The sequence below is a fragment of the Pseudomonas sp. B21-019 genome, assembly GCF_024749225.1.
GTDB lineage: Bacteria > Pseudomonadota > Gammaproteobacteria > Pseudomonadales > Pseudomonadaceae > Aquipseudomonas.
Genome location: NZ_CP087193.1, coordinates 1,271,880 through 1,290,378 on the forward strand (window position 1 = coordinate 1,271,880; position 18,499 = coordinate 1,290,378).

16 protein-coding genes are annotated in these 18,499 nt (G+C 60.4%); 6 read left to right on the forward strand and 10 right to left on the reverse strand.

The window, feature by feature from the left end; translation table 11 throughout:
• Positions 1–58: 58 nt before the first annotated feature.
• The 3 genes from LOY36_RS05570 to LOY36_RS05580 are packed head-to-tail and all read left to right on the forward strand — an operon-like array spanning position 59 to position 1,096.
• Positions 59–727: a class I SAM-dependent methyltransferase gene (locus tag LOY36_RS05570; protein ID WP_018926583.1), complete on the forward strand. Its 669-nt coding sequence runs from the start codon at positions 59–61 to the stop codon at positions 725–727.
• Positions 728–731: 4 nt separating this feature from the next.
• The gene (locus tag LOY36_RS05575; protein WP_408981132.1) at positions 732–872 is read left to right on the forward strand and encodes a hypothetical protein; all 141 of its coding nucleotides are present in this window, start codon (positions 732–734) and stop codon (positions 870–872) included.
• Positions 869–1,096, forward strand: coding sequence for a hypothetical protein (locus tag LOY36_RS05580; RefSeq protein ID WP_026331876.1), 228 nt, complete (start codon positions 869–871; stop codon positions 1,094–1,096). The genes LOY36_RS05575 and LOY36_RS05580 overlap by 4 nt, the downstream gene beginning before the upstream one ends.
• Positions 1,097–1,153: 57 nt before the next feature.
• Here the strand turns inward: LOY36_RS05580 and LOY36_RS05585 are convergent, their stop codons facing one another.
• From LOY36_RS05585 to LOY36_RS05630, 10 genes are all read right to left on the reverse strand, one after another.
• Positions 1,154–4,180: a multidrug efflux RND transporter permease subunit gene (locus tag LOY36_RS05585; RefSeq protein ID WP_258672533.1), complete on the reverse strand. Its 3,027-nt coding sequence runs from the start codon at positions 4,178–4,180 to the stop codon at positions 1,154–1,156.
• A gap of 13 nt (positions 4,181–4,193) precedes the next feature.
• Complete coding sequence (locus LOY36_RS05590) at positions 4,194–5,342, reverse strand: efflux RND transporter periplasmic adaptor subunit (protein ID WP_258672534.1); 1,149 nt, start codon at positions 5,340–5,342, stop codon at positions 4,194–4,196.
• 214 nt (positions 5,343–5,556) lie between these two features.
• A complete protein-coding gene (locus LOY36_RS05595) occupies positions 5,557–6,654 on the reverse strand; it encodes a DUF1513 domain-containing protein (protein WP_258672535.1) in 1,098 nt (365 codons plus the stop codon).
• Between the two features lie 14 nt (positions 6,655–6,668).
• Positions 6,669–7,733, reverse strand: coding sequence for an imelysin family protein (locus LOY36_RS05600; RefSeq protein ID WP_258672538.1), 1,065 nt, complete (start codon positions 7,731–7,733; stop codon positions 6,669–6,671).
• 27 nt (positions 7,734–7,760) lie between these two features.
• On the reverse strand, positions 7,761–9,188 hold the full coding sequence (locus tag LOY36_RS05605; protein WP_258672539.1) for a di-heme oxidoredictase family protein: 1,428 nt from the start codon (positions 9,186–9,188) through the stop codon (positions 7,761–7,763).
• Between the two features lie 271 nt (positions 9,189–9,459).
• Entirely contained in the window at positions 9,460–10,803 is a 1,344-nt protein-coding gene (locus LOY36_RS05610; RefSeq protein WP_019651382.1) for an imelysin family protein, read from the reverse strand.
• 200 nt (positions 10,804–11,003) lie between these two features.
• A complete protein-coding gene (locus LOY36_RS05615) occupies positions 11,004–13,055 on the reverse strand; it encodes a bifunctional diguanylate cyclase/phosphodiesterase (protein ID WP_018926575.1) in 2,052 nt (683 codons plus the stop codon).
• 344 nt (positions 13,056–13,399) lie between these two features.
• A complete protein-coding gene (locus tag LOY36_RS05620) occupies positions 13,400–13,996 on the reverse strand; it encodes a superoxide dismutase (RefSeq protein WP_007938876.1) in 597 nt (198 codons plus the stop codon).
• A 176-nt stretch (positions 13,997–14,172) separates the two neighbouring features.
• Entirely contained in the window at positions 14,173–14,775 is a 603-nt protein-coding gene (locus LOY36_RS05625; protein ID WP_258672541.1) for a LysE/ArgO family amino acid transporter, read from the reverse strand.
• A 7-nt stretch (positions 14,776–14,782) separates the two neighbouring features.
• Positions 14,783–15,184: an ACT domain-containing protein gene (locus LOY36_RS05630; RefSeq protein ID WP_258672542.1), complete on the reverse strand. Its 402-nt coding sequence runs from the start codon at positions 15,182–15,184 to the stop codon at positions 14,783–14,785.
• A 95-nt stretch (positions 15,185–15,279) separates the two neighbouring features.
• Between LOY36_RS05630 and LOY36_RS05635 the strand changes: the two genes are divergently transcribed.
• The 3 genes from LOY36_RS05635 to LOY36_RS05645 all read left to right on the forward strand — a co-directional run bounded on the left by LOY36_RS05635 (position 15,280) and on the right by LOY36_RS05645 (position 18,227).
• Entirely contained in the window at positions 15,280–16,173 is an 894-nt protein-coding gene (locus LOY36_RS05635) for a LysR family transcriptional regulator ArgP (protein ID WP_258672543.1), read from the forward strand.
• 75 nt (positions 16,174–16,248) lie between these two features.
• The gene (locus LOY36_RS05640) at positions 16,249–17,241 is read left to right on the forward strand and encodes an NAD(P)-dependent oxidoreductase (RefSeq protein WP_230174919.1); all 993 of its coding nucleotides are present in this window, start codon (positions 16,249–16,251) and stop codon (positions 17,239–17,241) included.
• Positions 17,242–17,357: 116 nt separating this feature from the next.
• Entirely contained in the window at positions 17,358–18,227 is an 870-nt protein-coding gene (locus tag LOY36_RS05645) for an ATPase (RefSeq protein ID WP_258672544.1), read from the forward strand.
• Positions 18,228–18,499: the final 272 nt, after the last annotated feature.

The following is an 18,499-nucleotide window of genomic DNA, read 5'->3' on the forward strand; positions in this document are numbered from 1 at the left end:
GACGCTGACACCCCGCAACTTAAGGTGGTTGTCATCAGAAGCTCAGGAGATTGCAGTCATGGCTGGCCCGATAAAGCTCGGCTTCTCCGAAAAATACGACGATCAACCCGCACAGAAAAATGTGCGCAAGCACCAGGTGGGGCTCGGTCGCCGGCTGTCCCAATGGCGCGATGAACACCTGGCGCGAAAGGCCCTGGCGTTGGCCGGTGAACCTGGCCTGGTCCTCGATTTGCCCTGCGGTGCCGGGCGTTTCTGGCCGTTGCTCGCGGAAAAGCACAACCGTGTCATCATCGGGGCCGACAACTCGGTGTCCATGCTCAAGACTGCCATGCGCACGCAACCCGCCGATGTGGTCAAAAGGGTACAACCCTTGCACACGTCTGCATTCGACATTGCTTTGCCCGATAACGCGGTCGACAGCATTTTCTGCATGCGTCTGCTCCATCACATCGGTGAAGCCGAGCAACGACTGACCATCCTGCGTGAATTCGAGCGTGTCACCCGCGACAGCGTGATTGTTTCGTTGTGGGTAGACGGCAATTTCAAGGCCTGGAAACGCAAGCGCGCCGAGAGGCTGCGTGGGCAGGAAGGTTACCAGACTCGATTTGTGTTACCGGCTGCTACGATTGAAAAGGAGTTCGAGCAGGCGGGTTTCCATATTCAGGGGCAAATGGATTTTTTACCGCTCTATGCCATGTGGCGGGTCTATGTATTACGCAAGAGGTAACAGAATGACAGTGCACTATGCAGCTGCGCCCCATGACCTGAAGCAAGGGCGTCGCCACTCGTCGTTCAGCGATACAGACTGGAAAAAACTCGTCTACTTTTATAACAAGGCGTTTGGCAGCGCTATCAAAGGCTTATTGCAATGAAACTCGAAATTGCACGAGGTTTGTTTTTAGCCGGAGCCTTGGCAGTTGCTTCTTTGGCGGTGGCTGCCTGGGAGCAGCCCCGCACGCAGGTCCTCAGTTCCGTGCACGGCGACGCACATTGTCCGTTGCCCCGGGTAGCCAAAGCACCCGTGGCCACTCAACCCGATCATGACTTGTTACTGTTCATGTTCGGACTTTCTCAGGGACTGAGGCCACAGAGTTGAACAGATTGAAGCCCAAATAAAAGGCCTCGCAGTTGCGAGGCCTTTTGCTTTTTGACGTTAAGGTTTATCGGGTTTGGCCAGCAATGTGTAAATACACGGCAGCACAAACAAGGTGAACAGCGTCCCGATCGACATCCCCGTTGCGATCACCGTGCCGATGTCGAACCGGCTGACGGCCCCCGCGCCCGTGGCGATGATCAACGGCACCATGCCGAACACCATTGCCGCCGTGGTCATCAATACCGGGCGCAGGCGAATGGCCGCCGCTTCCTCCACCGCTTCGCGAGGTGTCAGGCCTTTCTCCTTGCGTAACTGGTTGGCGAACTCGACGATCAGGATCCCATGCTTGCTGATCAGTCCGATCAACGTCACCAGCCCCACCTGGGTATAGATGTTCATGCTCGACCAGCCGAGGAACAACGGGATCAATGCGCCACAGATCGACAGCGGCACAGTCACCAGGATCACCAGCGGATCGCGGAAGCTTTCGAACTGGGCCGCCAGCACCAGGAAGATGATAGCCAAGGCCAGGGCGAAGGTGACCCACAGCGCGCTGCCTTCTTGAACGTATTGCCGTGAGACACCGGCATAGTCGACGGCGTAACCCGTCGGTGCCTCTTCCCGGGCGATTTGGCGCACGGTGTCGATGGCTTCCCCCATGCTGACCAGCGGAACCCCGGAAAGAATCGCCGAGTTGAGTTGCTGGAACTGGTTCAACTGACGCGGCCGCGCGCGGTCGGTCACGGTGATCAGGGTCGACAGGGGCAGCAGTTCGCCCTTGGTGTTCCTGACGTAATAATGGTTCAGCCAGTCAGGGTTATCGCGGTAGGGCCGTTCCACCTGAGCGATGACTTTGTAGCTGCGACCTTCGATGGTGAACCGGTTGATTTCCGCCTCACCCAGCAACGTCGCCAGCGTCCCGCCCAGGTCCTGCATGGACACACCCATCTGCGCGGCCTTGGCGCGATCGATATCCACCACCACTTCGGGTTTGTCGAAAGCCAGGTCGACGTCGACGAAAGCGAATTTGCCGGATTCCATCGCCCTTTTTTTCACCCGGTCCGTCACCTCCAACAACGATTCGTAGGTATTGGCCGAGTTGATCACGAATTGAAACGGCAAGCCTTCGCCGGTGCCCGGCAGGGACGGCAGGTTGAAGCCGAAGATTTGCAGCCCGGGAATGCTTTCCAGCTTGCTCTGGACCTCGGGCAGGATCTGCATCTGGGTCCGGTGGCGTTCGTTCCAGGGTTTGAGCAGGAAGCCGCCGATCCCTGATTGCACGCCGTTGAAGCCGTTGATCTGGAACGAGGAGTAGTACTCGGGGAACGCCTTGAATATCGCGACGAACTCGTCTGTGTAGGCGTTCAGGTAGTCGAGGTTGGCCGTCTGCGGGGAGTTGGCCATCATGAAGATCACGCCCTGGTCTTCGTCCGGCGCCAGTTCCGACTTGGTGAACTTGAGCAACACCGGAATCAGGCACAGCACGATCACCGCAAACACCAGCACTACCGGCCGGGTGTTGAGGGTGCCGTGAAGCACGCTCTGGTAGCGGCGCTTGAGGCCTTCGAAGATCACGTCCAGGCGATGGGCCAGGCCGCTGGGGTTTTCATCGTGGCGCAGCAACAAGGCGCACATCATCGGCGACAGGGTCAGGGCGACAATGCCGGAGATCACTACCGCCCCGGCCAGGGTCAGGGCGAACTCCTTGAACAGCGCCCCCGTCAGGCCGGTCAGGAAACCGATCGGCGCATAAACCGCCGCCAGAGTAATGGTCATCGACACCACCGGCATGGCGATTTCCCGGGCACCCTCGATGGCCGCATCTAGTGGCGTCTTGCCTTCTTCGATGTGGCGGTGGATGTTTTCCACCACCACAATGGCGTCGTCCACCACCAGCCCGATGGCCAATACCATCGCCAGCAAGGTCAGCAGGTTGATCGAGTAGCCCATCATCTGCATGAAGAACATCACGCCGATCATCGACAGCGGAATGGTGACCACCGGGATCACCACCGAACGCAGGGCGCCGAGGAACAGGAACACCACCACGATCACGATCAGCACTGCTTCAAACAGGGTTTTCAACACTTCATCGATGGAGGCCTGGATGAACAGCGTGGCGTCGTAGGCGATTTCGCCTTTGAGGTTCGGCGGCAGCTGGGCCTCCAGGTCCGGCATGATCTTGCGCACTTCCTTGATCACGTCCAGCGGGTTGGCGCCAGGTGTGGCCTTGATGCCGATGTACACCGAGGGCGTGCCGCCGAAGGAACTGACGGAGTTGTAGTTTTCCGCGCCCATCTCGACCCGTGCCACGTCCCGCAGCAGCACACGACTGTCGCCGCTGACCTTGAGCGGGATCGCGCCAAAGGCCTCGGCGGATTTGAGTTCGGTGTTGGCGTTGATGCTGGTGACCACGTACTCGCCTTTCACTTCGCCGGCGGCGGAGAGGAAGTTGTACTGGCGCACGGCGTTGGTCACATCGCTGGCGCTCAGGCCGAAACCGGCGAGCTTCACCGGGTCCAGCCACAGGCGCATGGCGAACACCTGGTTGCCGAGAATCTCGGCTTCGGCCATGCCCGGCAGGGTCGCCAGTTTCGGCTGGATAACCCGGGACAGGTAGTCGGTGATCTGCGGGTTACTCAGCTCGTTGCTGAAGAAACTGATGTACATCAGCGCCGAGGCGCCGGCGGCTTCCTTGCTCAGCACCGGGTCCTCGGCGTCCTGGGGCAGCTGGTTCTTGACCTCGTTGGCCTTGGCCAGCAGTTCGGTGAACAGGCGGTCGGTGTTGGAGCCAATGCGCGCGTAGATCGAGATCACCGAGAAGTTCTGGCGACTGACCGAGGTCATGTAGTCGATGCCCTCGGCGCTGGCCAGGCTCTGCTGCATCGGTTGGGTGATGTAACCCTGAATGGTTTCGGCGTTGGCCCCGGGATAAGCGGTGGTCACCGTGATCAGAGCGTTTTCCATTTGCGGGTATTGGCGCAGCGGCAACTTGCTCCAGGCCTGGAAGCCCAGCAGTACAATCAACAGGCTGACCACGGTGGCGAGCACCGGACGGCGGATGAACGGATCGGTAAAAGCCATGGGGATTCCTTGATCAGTCAGCGCGCGGCTGACTGCTCTTCTCGGCTAGGGTCTTGTCGTCGCTGATGGCGATGTGCGCGCCGTGGTCCAGTTTCATCTGGCCGCCGGTGACCACTTTTTCGCCGTTCTGCAAGCCTTTGATGATCATGACCATCCCGTCGCGGCGCTCGCCGGTTTCGACAAAGCGTCGTTCGGCGATCAGAACCGGCTCGCCCTTGTCGTCTTTTTCGAGGCTGCCGTCTTCGGCCTTTTTCTGCGCGACGACGTACAGCGAGTTGCCATAAAGGGTGTAGGTGATCGCGCTCTCAGGCACGACGATGTGCGGCTGCGGGTCGGGCAACATTACTTGCAGGCTGGCGAACATCCCCGGCAGGAGTTTGCCATCGGGGTTGGCCAGGGTCGCGCGCACCAGCACGTTGCGGGTGCTGCTTTCTACCTTCGGGTTGATGGCGCTGACGGTGCCGGGGAAAGTCTCCGTCGGGTAGGCCGAGACAATGACCTGTACCGATTGGCCGAGGGTGATCTTCGGCACGTCCTGCTCGGGTACAAAGAAGTCAACGTAGAGGCTGCTGAGGTCTTGCAGGGTGGCGATCATCGTGCCGCTGGCCACGTAGTCGCCGACGTCTACCCGACGAATACCGATGGTCCCGCTGAACGGTGCGAGGATTCGTTTTTTCTCCAGCGCCGCCTTGAGCTGATTGACCGTGGCCCGGCTCTTTTGCAATACCGCCGAGAGTCGGTCGAACTCGCCTTTGGAAATAGCCCGGCTGCCCACCAGTTGGCTACCGCGACCGTAATCCAGTTGCGCCAGTCCCAGGTCGGCCTGGGCGGTTGCCAACAGGGCGGTTTCCACGGCGCTGTCGAGTTGCAGCAGCGGCTGACCGACCTTGACCTTCTGTCCCGACTCGAACTGAACTTCCTTGACGGTGCCGTCGACCTCCAGGCTCAGATCGACCCCTTGCAGCGCCGTAACGGTGCCGACCGTTGGCAAACGGCTTTGCCACGGACGTTCGGTGGCGGTGGCCACGGCGACACTGATCGGTGGTTTCGGCACAGAGAAGCCCTTCATCATCGTATAGATGGAGAAGGCTTTGTAACCGGCCAAGACCAGCACGATTAGCAGGACAACACCCAACATGATCAGCATGCGGCGGCGCAGCATATTTCCATTTCCTTGGAGAAAATCAGGTGAGACAGGCGCAAACATTACTCCCACTGCGAAGGGGATTCCAACTGTAGCAGCTGCCGAAGGCTGCGTTCGGCTGCGCAGCAGTCGTAATCCAGACACCGCGGTTTGTCTGATACAACTCGGTGTCTGATTTCACGACTGCTGCGCAGTCGAACGCAGGCTGCGCCAGCTGCTACAGGTTGCGTGTTCAGATCAGGTGAAGGTGGTTGTCCCAGAGCCCCGCAGGCAATTCCAGAGGTTTTGCAACAAGGTTTGTCTGGCGGCAATCGTAGAACCGGCAACGGCCTTGACCCGAGGTCACGACAAAACCGTCGGCCACGGCCCCGACACCGGCGCAATCGGGAAGCGGTGCATCCAGGCGTACTTCACCGCTGTCCAGGTCCCAGATAAAAAAGCGGTTGCCCCGCGGCGCGGTCAGGGCGACGAGGCGCAGTTCGCTGTGCACGGCCACGCTGGCGGTGTAATGCCCCATAGCCTGCAACTGATGCTCGGGCACCGGGAACGCCACGAACGGTTGGCCGGGACGCTTGATCGCCAGTAGCTCCGAGGACTCGTGAGCATCGCCCATGAACTGCTGACCGGCGACGATGGTGCCGTCACTGGCGATACCCAAATGCCGCACGCTGTTCATCTGTTGAGCCAGTGTTTCCTTGCTCAACAGTGTGCCGTCGCGCTTCATCAGCACCAGGCTCGGTTCCATGGCATTGAGGTTCATCTCGACCCGGCTTTCGGCCTCGGTACGAATGCCGCCGTTGGCCACCACCAGCGTCTCGCCATCGGGCATCCACGACACCTGATGCGGGCCGACGCCGTGGGTGGAAATTTCGCCGCTGTGCACCAGTCGCTCACCTTCGAATTTATACACACCGAGCAGACCTCGGCCCGGATCGGAGGTGTCGTTTTCGGTGGCGTACAACCAGTCGCCGCTCCGGTGAATCACTGCGTGACCGTAGAAGTGCCGATTCGGCTGCGACACCACGGTTTGCAATAGCGTGCCGTCGCGCAGGTCGATCAGGTAGCTCTCGGTGCCCGGACGCCGAGCGACGAATAGCGCAATCGGCAATGTCGGGTGGTTGATGATGTCATGGCAGCGCTGACCGACCTGGGTCGCAAACACCCGAGTGCCGTCCAGCCGATAACCGACGGCATAGTGCTTGCCGTCACCATCGTCCCGCGCCGAGAGCAGCAGCGGGCTTTTGTCCTTTTGCTTGAACAGCGTCCAGCCGCCCAGTGTCACCGCACCCAGCAGCAAACTCCCTAACGTCAGAGCCTGGCGTCGCAGCATGGCACTTGCCCTCATCAGTCGCCGTCGTTGGCGTTGAAGCCCAATTGGATGCCCAGCGCCTTGGCCAGTTCGCCTTCGTGCAAGCGGTGGACAACGTTGAGGCTGTCATAGATGTCGTTGAGCTGCTGGCGACCGGCATCGTCGGTGAGCATGTCGGTCAGCGAGCGCTGGTTGCCGGCAAGCAGTTTCAGAGATGCTGCGTAGGCCGCGTCGATCTTGTCGGCCAACGGTTTTTGCTCGCTCGGCAACAGACCGCGCAGGCCTTTGTTGTCGACACCCACCCAGACGGTTTGCGCAGCAGTCAGGCTTGCTTCCATGCCTTTGAGCGACGATTGGCTGCGCCAGGCATCGGCCTGGAATGGCTGTGGCGTACCCTTGCTCTGACGGCCCATCGGCGTGCCGAGTTTTTTCTTCAGGGTGTCCAGCGCAGTCACTTGCACACGCAGCAGATCGGCGATCGCTTCGTGGGAGTCGGCGTAGCGCTGGTTGGGGAATTTGCTCATCTGCGCGAGCATGCCGTCGTTGGTGTTCCAGCGCGACAGGATCTCTTCGGCCAGTTGCTTCTGACGCTCGCCAATGGCGGTCAGCAGCGGGCAGTATTTGGCTTTCTGAGCGCTGTCAGCCATGTCGATCTTGCTGTCGAACAGGATGTATTCATAGGCCGACAGCCCTTGCACCACGACACTGGACTTGGCCAGGGCGGCGGCATCGATCTGCGGCTGCGCAGTGACCAGTTGCTCGACCTGACGACCCACGAGGTTTTTCTTGTCCGGCCAGAACTGCACCTGCCACGAACGGTTGCCCTCGGCCAGCGGCCCGATCAACAGCGGTTGCAACTCGGCCCAGGCTTTCTGCGCGTGCAGGAAGTCGGAGCGGGCGGTGTCCAGGGTTTCCTTGCCTTGGCAGAACGCCAGGGCGCTGACCGCCAATTGCCGGTCGGCTTCCACCCAACGACTGTAGCTCGGCAGGATCACTTGCTTGGCGATGGCCGCCGAGGTGACCGCTTGCGGATCCTGGGGCGAACAGGCGCCCAGGGCGAGGGCGGCAAGGCTGGTGAACAACAATTTGGGACGGAACATGTCGGGCTCCCGCTGAAGGAATACGTATTAAAGGGAATTCAAAAACGCCAGCAACGCCGCGCGCTGCTCGGCGTTGAAAGACAAAACCTGTTGCTGCGCCGCTTTTGCCTCGCCGCCATGCCAGAGCACGGCTTCGAGCAGGTTGCGGGCGCGGCCGTCATGCAAGAACTGGGTGTGGCCGCTGACCGTCTGCGTCAGGCCGATGCCCCACAACGGCGGCGTCCGCCAGTCGCGGCCACTGGCCTGGAACTCGGTACGGTTGTCGGCCAGACCGTCGCCCATGTCGTGCAGCAGCAGATCGCTGTAAGGGCGAATCACTTGATTGGCCAATTCAGGTTCCGCGGCGTTGGCGGCGGTGGTGTATTGAGGGGTGTGACAGGACTGGCATCCGGCCTGGAAAAACAGATTCTTGCCGGCCAGCACCTCAGGTGCGCCAACATCGCGACGGGCCGGCACGGCGAGGTTACGGCTGTAGAACAGCACCAGGCGCAAAATGTTGTCGCTGACTTCCGGCTCGCCATCGGGGCCATTGCCGTTGGGTGCCTGCTTGCAAGCGATTTGTGCGTCAGTGCAGTCATCAACGGGTTTCAGGCTGGTCGTGAGGCCCATGTCACCAGAGAACGCGTGAGCATTCTGTTGATTGAGGTTCGGTTGCCCGGCTTTCCAGCCAAATCGTCCGAGAACAGTCTTCTGCTGCGCGTCGTCCCAGACCCGGTTCGGTCGCCCGGCGATGCCGTTTTTCTCCCGGGCCTGGGCCTCGGCATTGGCCAGGATAGCTTCGTCGGGAATCGCTTCAAGCAAGCCCAGGCCAATCATCGGCGGTGCAATGCGTGCCGAGAAACGCGTGTCGGGGTGCATCGGGCCGTAGCCGAGTTGGGTCATCTGCAAGGTCGGCTTGCGCAACTCGATTTCGCTGCCGTCCTTGAAGCGTACCGGGACCGGCGTGTAATCGACGCGCACTTTGCCTTCCGGGGCAACGCCGGGCACCGACATGTCCTGGAACTGGCCGCCGTAGACCGGCTCTGGCACCACGCCCATTTGCTCGATGACTTTGGCGTAGGCCGGCGCATTGGGAATCGACAGGCGTACCAGCATCGACACCGCATTCGGCGCATCGGGCGTCGGTGGGTGACCGCGCCCGTCCTTGATGTGGCAGTTCTGGCAGCCGTTGGTGTTGAACAGCGGGCCGAGGCCATCGCGGGCGGTGGTGGTTGACGGCGCGATCACCCAGGGGCTGCGAAAGAAGCTATTACCGACGCTGAAGTCGACGCGCCGTGACGGCGGCAGATTGGCGGAGGGCAGGGAGAATGCGTTCTGATCGGTCTTGCGTACTGTCGCGCTGCCACCGGACCGGGCTTCACCGGGTTCGGCCTGGGTAAAACGCGGGGCGTCATCGCAGGCACTCAGGCCCAGGGCCAGCAACAGTGCAGACAAGCGAAGAGGCAGCGAGGGCATCGGACATCCTGCAAGACGAGCAAAACAAGGGCGCAAAGTCTAACAGGGCAGGGGAGTTTGAATAAGAGGAATTATCGTTTGCTTGATGTGAGGCAGGGTTTGACGTCAGACCGCGTCGCCCCCATCGCGGGCAAGCCACGCTCCCACAGGGTTTTGCGCTGACCCCGTGGGAGCGTGGCTTGCCCGCGATGAGGCCATCAGCATCACCCAAAAGACAGGCATGAAAAAGGCGACCCGAAAGTCGCCTTTGTATTCGCTCAGCCAGCGTTGATCAGAACTCGTGATCAGCGTTGTCCGGGTTCAGGTCGCTGATGCCCAGTTTGCCGGCAGCGGCTTCGATCGAACCGGTCTGCTTGACCAGCGAGGCGATGGCGTCGCGCACGATCTGATTGCCAGCGGTGTTGCCGGCAGCGATCAGTTGGTCGTAGTGCTCACCCTTGTTGGCGTGATCGACCATGATCTGGATCTTGGCTTCGGTCGCAGCCAGGTCGGCTTTCAGCGCGGCATCGGCAGCCGGGTCGGCCTTGGCCACCAGGGACGACAGGCTGGCGCCGGTCATTTTGGTGCCGTCGACACGGGTGTATTCGCCCAGGTACACGTTACGAATGCCTTTGGCATCGTAGAAGTGCGAGTTGTGGGTGTTGTCGCTGAAGCAATCCTGTTCGTCTTCCGGGGAGTTGGCTTCCAGGGAAACCTTCATGCGCTCGCCCGCCAGTTCGCCCAAGGACAGGCTGCCCATGCCGAACAGCATTTTGCGCAGGCCGGATTCAGCCGGTTCCGCTTCCAGGGTGGCGCGGTAGTTGTCGGCCACGTTCGGCTTCCAGTTACCGACCATTTCTTCCAGGTCGTTGACCAGCAGCTGAGTCACGGATTTCAGGTAAGCGCGACGACGATCGTTGTGACCGCCGGTAGCGCCTTTGCCTTCCAGGTAGTCGGAGGCTGGACGGTTGCCGGCGCCAGGGCCGGTGCCGTTCAGGTCCTGGCCCCAGAGCAGGAATTCGATGGCGTGGTAACCGGTGGCGACGTTGGCCTCGGAACCGCCCAGCTCGTTCAGGCTGGCGAGTTTTTCCGGGGTGATGTCTTTCACGTCGACCTTGTCTTCGCCAATCTGAATCTGGGTGTTGGCGATGATGTTGGCGGTGGCGCCCGGGTTACCCAGTGCGTGTTCGTAGGATTTGTCGACGTAGTCGATCAGGCCTTCGTCCAGTGGCCAGGAGTTCACCTGGCCTTCCCAGTCGTCGATGATGGTGTTGCCGAAGCGGAACACTTCGCTCTGCAGGTAAGGCACGCGGGCCGCGACCCAGGCAGCCCTGGCGGCTTTGAGGGTGTCGGCGTCCGGCTTGGCGAGGAACGCGTCGACGGCGGTTTGCAGGGTTTTCGCGGTGGATTCGGCATCGCTGTAAACGGCAAAGACCATGTCGGCGTAGTGCGCGACCACAGCCTTGGCGGCGGCTTCGTCGACTTTAGCTGTGGCAGCAGGTGCAGCCGGGGCAGTGGTGCTGGCAGCCGGGGTCGGCGCTTGTGGAGCGGCAGCCTTGTCTTTGCCTTCGCCGCAACCAGCGAGGGAAATAGCGATGGCCAGCAGACTGGCGGTGGCCAGAGGCATACGAATCATGGCGAACATCCTGCTTCGGTGATGGAGTGGGCGCGCACGGGCGGCGCGCAAAAGTGCGACATAATGCAAATCTTTCGCATTCTGTGTAAAGGGTTGTACCTGTAAATATTTCTTATTCACGCAAAGATGTGGGGCGCATCAAAAGATCGCAGCCTCGTTTCACTGTAGGAGCTGTCGAGTGAAACGAGGCTGCGATCTTTTTACAAAATGGCCGCGTTACTGCGCTGGGCCTGCTTGAGGTAGACGCTCAATTCCCGCGCCGGCAGCGGTTTGCTGTAGTGATAGCCCTGACCTTCGTGGCAGCCTTCGGAGATGATGTAGGCCTCTTGTTCGGCGGTTTCCACGCCTTCGGCAATCACCTGCATGCCCAGGCTTTTGCCCAGCTGGATGATGGCCCGGACGATGGTCGCGTCGTCGTCGTCATCGAGCAGGTCCTGAACGAAGCTCTTGTCGATCTTGATCTTGTCCAGCGGCAGGCTTTTCAGATAACTCAATGACGAATAACCGGTGCCGAAGTCGTCGATGGCGATCAGCGCGCCGGAGCGACGCAGGCTCAGCAAGTGCTGGGCGGCGGTGCTGATGTCTTCCATCAGGCCGGTTTCGGTGACTTCCAGCTCCAGGCTGCGCGGTGGCAGTCGGTAGATCTGCAGCAGGTTATTGACCACCCGCGGCAACTCGGCGTGGTGCAATTGCACAGTGGACAGGTTCACCGCCATGCGCAGGTCGACGAAGCCCTGATCGTGCCACTCGCGCAGTTGTTTGCAGGCCTGGTCCAGCACCCATTCGCCAATGGCGATGATGGTGCCGTTCTGCTCGGCCAGCGGGATGAACAGGTCCGGCGGCACCAGCCCATGCTCGGGATGCTGCCAGCGAATCAACGCCTCGACACCCACCACGCGATGATCGCGGTAGCTGATCTGCGGCTGGTAGACGAGGTAGAACTGGTCGCGGATCAAGGCGTCACGCAGGTCTTTTTCCAGCTCGCGGCGTCGACGCATTTCCGTGTCGACGCTGGCGATATAGAACTGGTAGCGGTTGCGCGAGCGCGTCTTGGCCAGGGTCATGGTCTGCTCGGCTTTTTGCAGCAGCTTCTCGGTGCTGTCACCGTCCTCGGGGAACAGGGTGATGCCGATGGTGGCGCGCAGGCGGATTTCCTGATGATCGAGGGCGAACGCCGCTTCCAGATCATCGAGAATGCTTTGGGCCAGTTCGGCGGCTTCGTAGGGTTGTTCGATGTCGGCCTGGACCAGCGCGAACTGGTCGCCACCCAAGCGGGCGAGGGCGCCGAGGCGGCCGCTGTGAGCCCGCAGGCGATCGGCCAGGGCCAGCAGCAGCTGGTCGCCGGTCTGGTAGCTGAACTGTTCGTTGACGCCTTTGAAGTCATCGAGCCCGACACACAACACCGCGACCCGACGCTGCAATTTGCCGGCGTCGACAAGGATCTTGTCCAGCTGTTGCTGCAATTGCTGGCGGTTCGGCAGACCGGTGAGAAAATCGTACTGGGCCATGCGCAGCAGGCTGTTTTCCGCTTCATGGCGCAGGTGAGTGTTGCGCTCGATGGATTCGAGCAGTTGGTTGGCGGTATTGATCCAGACCCCCAGCTCGTTTCTTTCATGACCCTTGAGCTGTGGGATCTTGTGGGCGCTGGGCCGGTCCGGGTTGATCTCAGTCAGATGTTCGATGATCCGCGACAATGGTTTGGTCAGCAGCCAGTGGTAAACCAGATACAACACCAGGCTCATGGCCAGGGCGCGCAAGACGCCAGAGATGAAGATGATCACCGAACTGACGATGAAGCTCTGGCCGTAGGTGGCGGTGTCGAGGGTAATGCTCAGGTCGCCGTAGTACTCGCTGTAGGGACCGCGACCCACCAGTTGGGTGGTGAACGTGCGTTCCTGGCCGAGGATCAGGTCAGTCAGCCAGCGGCTGTGGGACTGCTGAAGCTCGCGGGATTTTTGCGCGAGCATGGCTTCGTGGGGGTGGCCGATGGAGGCCATGCGCACGGCGTCATCCTGGAACAGGCCTTCGATCACCTGCATGCCCATTTCCCGATCCAGGCTGTAGACCGCCTGAGTGGAGGGATCGCGGAACATGTCGAGGATGCGCTGGGCATCGTTGGCAACCGCCTGACGTGTTTTATAGGCATCGAAAACAATCTGTGCGCAGCTCAAGACCACGCCGACGATCAATGCCGACAGGAGCACGACCCGGAGTAACTTCACCGACAAGCTGTTCTTGAGTTCCAGCTTCAAAGGGTTATTCCTTGTTCCGTGCGGGTAGCGTCAAGTTGCCATGAGTATTGGCAATCCCGTGATGGCAGTCAAAGGGACAATCCAGCCCGGGGGATATTGCCGGTAGCTTGGCCGATATGCTGCTGTTTGGAGTATTTGCCCTATTAACACTGTGTCGGTTGTCGAGGCCTTCAACTTGAGGAGGTTGAGGCAATTTTTCCTTGTGTTGATGTTAGACCGCTGTGCTGTGGGGGCAAGAGGGCGAATGCGGCTCGTGTTGTGGGAAAGCACACCACCCATGTACGGATTTTCGATGGCATAAAAAAACCCGGCATAAAAGCCGGGTTTCTTGACTGGCGCGAAGCTTAGGCGGTGAAGGTTTTGCCTTCGAACTGCTCAGCCACGAATTTCCAGTTGACCAGGTTCCAGAACGCTTCGACGTACTTCGGACGAAGGTTGCGGTAGTCGATGTAGTAAGCGTGTTCCCAGACGTCGCAGGTCAGCAGCGGGGTGTCGCCGCTGGTCAGCGGGTTGCCGGCGCCGATGGTGCTGGCCAGGGCCAGGGAACCGTCAGCCTTTTTCACCAGCCAGCCCCAACCGGAACCGAAGGTGCCGATGGACGTTTTGCTGAACTCTTCCTTGAACTTGTCGAACGAACCGAAAGCAGCGTTGATGGCATCAGCCAGAGCGCCGGTTGGTTGACCGCCGGCGTTTGGTGCCAGGCAGTTCCAGTAGAAAGTGTGGTTCCAGACCTGAGCGGCGTTGTTGAAGATACCGCCCGAGGAAGTCTTGACGATTTCTTCCAGGGTCTTGCCTTCGAACTCGGTGCCTGGCACCAGGTTGTTCAGGTTCACGACATAGGTGTTGTGGTGCTTGTCGTGGTGGTATTGCAGAGTTTCCTCTGAAATGTGCGGCTGCAGGGCATTGTGCGCGTAAGGCAGCGGCGGCAATTCGAAAGCCATGATAATTCTCCTAATCAGGTCAGTTGCGGTGAGCGCAAGGCCGATCACGGGCGGCCAGACATGCGCCGGGGAGTTTGTACTCTTTGCGGCGCAGGGATCGGATCATAGCACCGGGGGTGCGGCATAACCACGCAACAACTGTGTGGAATAGAGGTTCCAGAGCCATTTGGAATAAATCACCCGGCGATGACCAGTTGAATCGCTACGGTGAACATCATCACGGCGACCAACAGGTCAAGGATTCGCCAGGTACTGGGGCGTGCCAACCACGGTGCCAACCATGCTGCGCCGAGGGCCAGGGTAAAAAACCACAGCAACGATGCACTGGCCGCACCCACGACATAAGCACCGGGCTCGGTTTGTTGTGCGCCGAGGGAGCCGATCAGCAACACGGTGTCCAGGTAGACGTGCGGGTTGAGCAAGGTCACCGCCAAAGCGCTGAGCAGCACCGCCCGCAATGAGCGCACGGTCTGGTTCTCGCCGTATTGCAGGCTCTGTTTCGAGCACGCCCGCCGTAGCGCCAGGCTGCCATACCACAGCAGAAACGCCGCGCCACCCCAACGAGCGATGGCCAACAGAGTCGGGTTCTGCGCCAGCAACGTCGCCAGGCCGAACACCCCGGCGGCTACCAGCAACGCATCGCAGGTTACGCAGAGCGCCGCCACCGGCAGGTGATGTTCACGTCGAAGGCTCTGCGCCAACACAAACGCATTCTGAGTGCCGATCGCCATGATCAGCCCGGCGGCCACCAACAGGCCGTTCACATAGCTTTGCCACATAAGATTTTTACTCCGCGTTGGCCGCCAGATCCCGCAGTACCTGCAGGGCGCGTTCGGCATCGGCCTGGCCGACGAACAAATGGTCGTGGTAGTAGCCGGCAATCACGTTGCAACTGATGCCGACCCGGCCCAGTGCCGTGGCGAACGCGGCGGTCAGGCCGACGGCTTCAAGGGCTGAGTGCACGTTCAAGGTGATCCAGGCAGCGATGTAGTCGAAGCTGAAACCGGCCTTCTCGGCGTGGGAACGTTGCAGAATCACTGTCAGCCCTTCCTGTTCGCGGAAGCTGCCGACAATCTCAAGGCCTGCGGGCAGCTTGCCGTCGGGCAACGTGCAGAACACGTATTCGCCGTCGTTGAGTTGCGGGCTCATGCTGCGCAACAGGGTTGCCAATGAGGTTTCGCCAGCCATGTCGGTGATCCTTGTTCAAAGTTCTTGCTGGCCATTCTCCGGTGGGAAGTTGTATAAGAAAAACCAATAGTGCTGATCGCTCATTAGGAAAACTGATGTTCGACTACAAATTACTGTCCGCGCTCGCCGCCGTGATCGAGCAGGCCGGATTCGAACGCGCCGCGCAGGTCTTGGGCTTGTCCCAATCGGCCATCTCCCAGCGCATCAAACTGCTCGAGGCGCGGGTCGGCCAACCGGTGTTGGTGCGGGTCACGCCTCCGGCCCCGACGGAGATCGGCCGGCGATTGCTCAACCATGTGCAGCAGGTGCGGTTGCTGGAGCGCGATCTGCAAAGCCTGGTGCCGGCGCTGGACGAAGAAGGCCTGCCGGAACGCCTGCGTATCGCGCTGAACGCTGACAGCCTGGCCACCTGGTGGGCTGCGGCGGTGGGGGATTTTTGCGCGCAGGAGCATCTGTTGCTCGACCTGGTGGTGGAAGACCAGACCGTCGGCCTCAAACGCATGCGTGCAGGCGAAGTGGCGGGGTGTCTGTGCGCCAGTGAGCGGCCGGTGGCCGGTGCGCGCAGCGTGCTGTTGGGGGCGATGCGCTACCGTGCGTTGGCCAGCCCGGCATTCATTGCCCGGCATTTCCCTGAAGGCGTGCGCGCCGATCAGTTGGCCAAAACGCCAGCCCTGGTGTTTGGTCCGGACGATTTCCTGCAGCATCGATACCTTGCGTCAGTTGGCGTGAATGGCGGTTTCGAACACCATTTATGCCCGTCTTCTGAAGGGTTTCTTCGTCTCACGGAAGCAGGGCTTGGCTGGGGCCTGGTGCCTGAATTGCAGGTGCGCGAACAACTGGCGCGCGGCCAATTGGTGGAGCTTTTGCCAGATAAGCCGATCGATGTGCCGCTGTACTGGCATCATTGGCGTAATGGCGGTCAGCTGTTGGGGTTACTCACCGATCAATTGGTGCGCTCGTCGAAGCAATGGCTGGTGCCGTTGGACTGACGGCTGGCGTCAAGACCTCACGCCCTACGCAATATGCAAAACGCAAAACGCAAAACGAAATATTCGGAGCAATACATGAAGATTCTGGTCACCGGCGCAAGCGGCTTCATTGGCGGACGCTTTGCGCGTTTTGCCCTGGAGCAGGGCCTGGATGTGCGGGTCAACGGTCGCCGGGCCGAGAGCGTCGAGCATTTGGTGCGCCGTGGTGCCGAGTTCATCCAGGGCGACTTGAGCGACCCGCAACTGGCGCGCGACCTGTGTTCCGACGTCGAAGCCGTGGTCCATTGCGCCGGCGCTGTCGGTTTGTGGGGGCGCTATCAGGACTTCCATCAAGGCAACGTCGAGGTCACCGAGAACGTGGTCGAGGCCTGCCTGAAACAACGGGTGCGGCGCCTGGTGCACTTGTCGTCGCCATCGATTTACTTCGATGGTCGCGATCATCTGGGGTTGACCGAAGACCAGGTGCCCAAGCGCTTCAAGCATCCTTACGCCGCAACCAAATACCTGGCCGAGCAAAAAGTTTTCGGTGCGCAGGAGTTCGGCCTCGAAACCCTGGCCCTGCGCCCGCGTTTCGTGACGGGCGCAGGCGACATGAGCATTTTCCCCAGGTTGCTGAAGATGCAGCGCAAAGGGCGGTTGGCGATTATCGGCAATGGCCTGAACAAGGTTGACTTCACCAGTGTGCAAAATCTCAATGAGGCGTTGTTCAGCAGCTTGCTGGCCAGCGGTTCGGCCTTGGGCAAGGCCTACAACATCAGCAACGGAGCGCCGGTGCCGTTGTGGGATGTGGTCAATTACGTGATGCGCAAAATGGATGTCCCACAGGTGACCCGTTACCGTTCCTACGGCTTGGCCTACAGCCTTGCCGCGCTCAACGAGGGTGTTTGCAAGTTGTGGCCGGGGCGTCCGGAGCCGACCCTGTCGCGACTGGGCATGCAGGTAATGAACAAAAATTTCACCCTGGACATCAGTCGCGCCCGGCATTATCTGGACTACGATCCGAAAGTCAGCCTCTGGACCGCCCTCGATGAATTTTGCGCCTGGTGGAAGGCTCAGGACATTCGCTGACACATAAGGGCTGCCCCCTACTGAACCGAGTTCGGGGTTCAGGGTCAACCGGTGCGGCAGCGAGGGTTATACTTCGCCGCATCAAGCCATCACCGCGTTTTACAAAGGTTGACTCAATGTCCATGCGTAACGATGCCAACGACGACTTCGACGATGTACCGAGCCTGCGTGCCGACAGCCTCGACGACGATGATTTTCCGACCACCGCGCGCACTTCCGTGCATTCGCGCACCACACCGGTAGTCAAGGTCAAAAGCCCGAGCACCGGCCCGCTGTGGGCGTTGGTCGGCGCGTTGTTCTTTGCCTTCGCCGGCCTTGCCTGGTGGAGTTTTCAGCAGATTTCGCTGATGGAACAACAACTGGTGGCGACCCAGGAAAGTTTCGCGCGCATCAGTGAGGAAGCGGCGGGGCGCTTGCAGGACATTTCCGGCAAGGTCGTGGCCAGCCAGTCCACGGTCAACACCGGCAGTGAAGCGTTGAAGCTGCAAATAAAACAACTGGAAGGCAAGCTCCAGGACCAGAGCAAACAGCTGGAAAGCAAACTCCAGGATCAGAGCAAACAGCAGCAAGGCGTGCTCGGCCAGACCTCCGATCTGGACAAGCGCCTGGCGCAAATGACCACGCAGGCCAGCGAACAACAAGCCGCCAATGCCCAGTTGCAGGCCCAGGTCAAAGCCTTGAGCGGCGAACTGGCCGCGTTGAAGAGCGCACCGGCCGATACCAGCAAGGTCGACGCCCAACTCAAAAGCCTTGGCGCCGACATCGCTGCGCTGAAGCGGCAAGGTAACCCGAGCGCCGCCGTCGAGCGCCTGGAGCAAGACATGATCGTGCTCAAAAGCCAACAGGACAACCGCCCGGCCGCAGCGCAAGGTGGCAACAATACCGCCGAGTTCGATGCCTTCCGCGGCCAGGTCACCCGCAACATCAACACCTTGCAGGCGCAGATCCAGAACCTGCAACAACAGCTGCACGCCCGGACTCAATAGCCCGATGCAGTGATGTTGTGTGGAGTGGGCCTGTGGAGTGGGACTTTTGTGGCGAGGGAGCTTGCTTGTGGCGAGGGGGCTTGCCCCCGTTGGGTGGCGTAGCCGCCCCATATCCATTCACCACGGCTTTTCAGATAGTCCGTGGTGCCTGATTTGCGACTGCTGCGCAGCCGAACGGGGGCAAGCCCCCTCGCCACAGATAATCCGCCCACCACAGATAATCCCTCTCACTACACTGGCCACAGGGTTTGCTCGCGAATGCAGGCGACTCG

Bases quoted from the DNA above. Each gene is read 5' to 3' on its own strand.
- LOY36_RS05585 (WP_258672533.1), bottom strand. From the start codon at position 4,180: ATGGCTTTTACCGATCCGTTCATCCGCCGTCCGGTGCTCGCCACCGTG.
- LOY36_RS05610 (WP_019651382.1), bottom strand. From the start codon at position 10,803: ATGATTCGTATGCCTCTGGCCACCGCCAGTCTGCTGGCCATCGCTATT.
- LOY36_RS05625 (WP_258672541.1), bottom strand. From the start codon at position 14,775: ATGTGGCAAAGCTATGTGAACGGCCTGTTGGTGGCCGCCGGGCTGATC.
- LOY36_RS05620 (WP_007938876.1), bottom strand. From the start codon at position 13,996: ATGGCTTTCGAATTGCCGCCGCTGCCTTACGCGCACAATGCCCTGCAG.
- LOY36_RS05635 (WP_258672543.1), top strand. From the start codon at position 15,280: ATGTTCGACTACAAATTACTGTCCGCGCTCGCCGCCGTGATCGAGCAG.
- LOY36_RS05640 (WP_230174919.1), top strand. From the start codon at position 16,249: ATGAAGATTCTGGTCACCGGCGCAAGCGGCTTCATTGGCGGACGCTTT.
- LOY36_RS05570 (WP_018926583.1), top strand. From the start codon at position 59: ATGGCTGGCCCGATAAAGCTCGGCTTCTCCGAAAAATACGACGATCAA.
- LOY36_RS05575 (WP_408981132.1), top strand. From the start codon at position 732: ATGACAGTGCACTATGCAGCTGCGCCCCATGACCTGAAGCAAGGGCGT.
- LOY36_RS05605 (WP_258672539.1), bottom strand. From the start codon at position 9,188: ATGCCCTCGCTGCCTCTTCGCTTGTCTGCACTGTTGCTGGCCCTGGGC.
- LOY36_RS05630 (WP_258672542.1), bottom strand. From the start codon at position 15,184: ATGGCTGGCGAAACCTCATTGGCAACCCTGTTGCGCAGCATGAGCCCG.
- LOY36_RS05595 (WP_258672535.1), bottom strand. From the start codon at position 6,654: ATGCTGCGACGCCAGGCTCTGACGTTAGGGAGTTTGCTGCTGGGTGCG.
- LOY36_RS05580 (WP_026331876.1), top strand. From the start codon at position 869: ATGAAACTCGAAATTGCACGAGGTTTGTTTTTAGCCGGAGCCTTGGCA.
- LOY36_RS05645 (WP_258672544.1), top strand. From the start codon at position 17,358: ATGTCCATGCGTAACGATGCCAACGACGACTTCGACGATGTACCGAGC.
- LOY36_RS05590 (WP_258672534.1), bottom strand. From the start codon at position 5,342: ATGCTGCGCCGCCGCATGCTGATCATGTTGGGTGTTGTCCTGCTAATC.
- LOY36_RS05600 (WP_258672538.1), bottom strand. From the start codon at position 7,733: ATGTTCCGTCCCAAATTGTTGTTCACCAGCCTTGCCGCCCTCGCCCTG.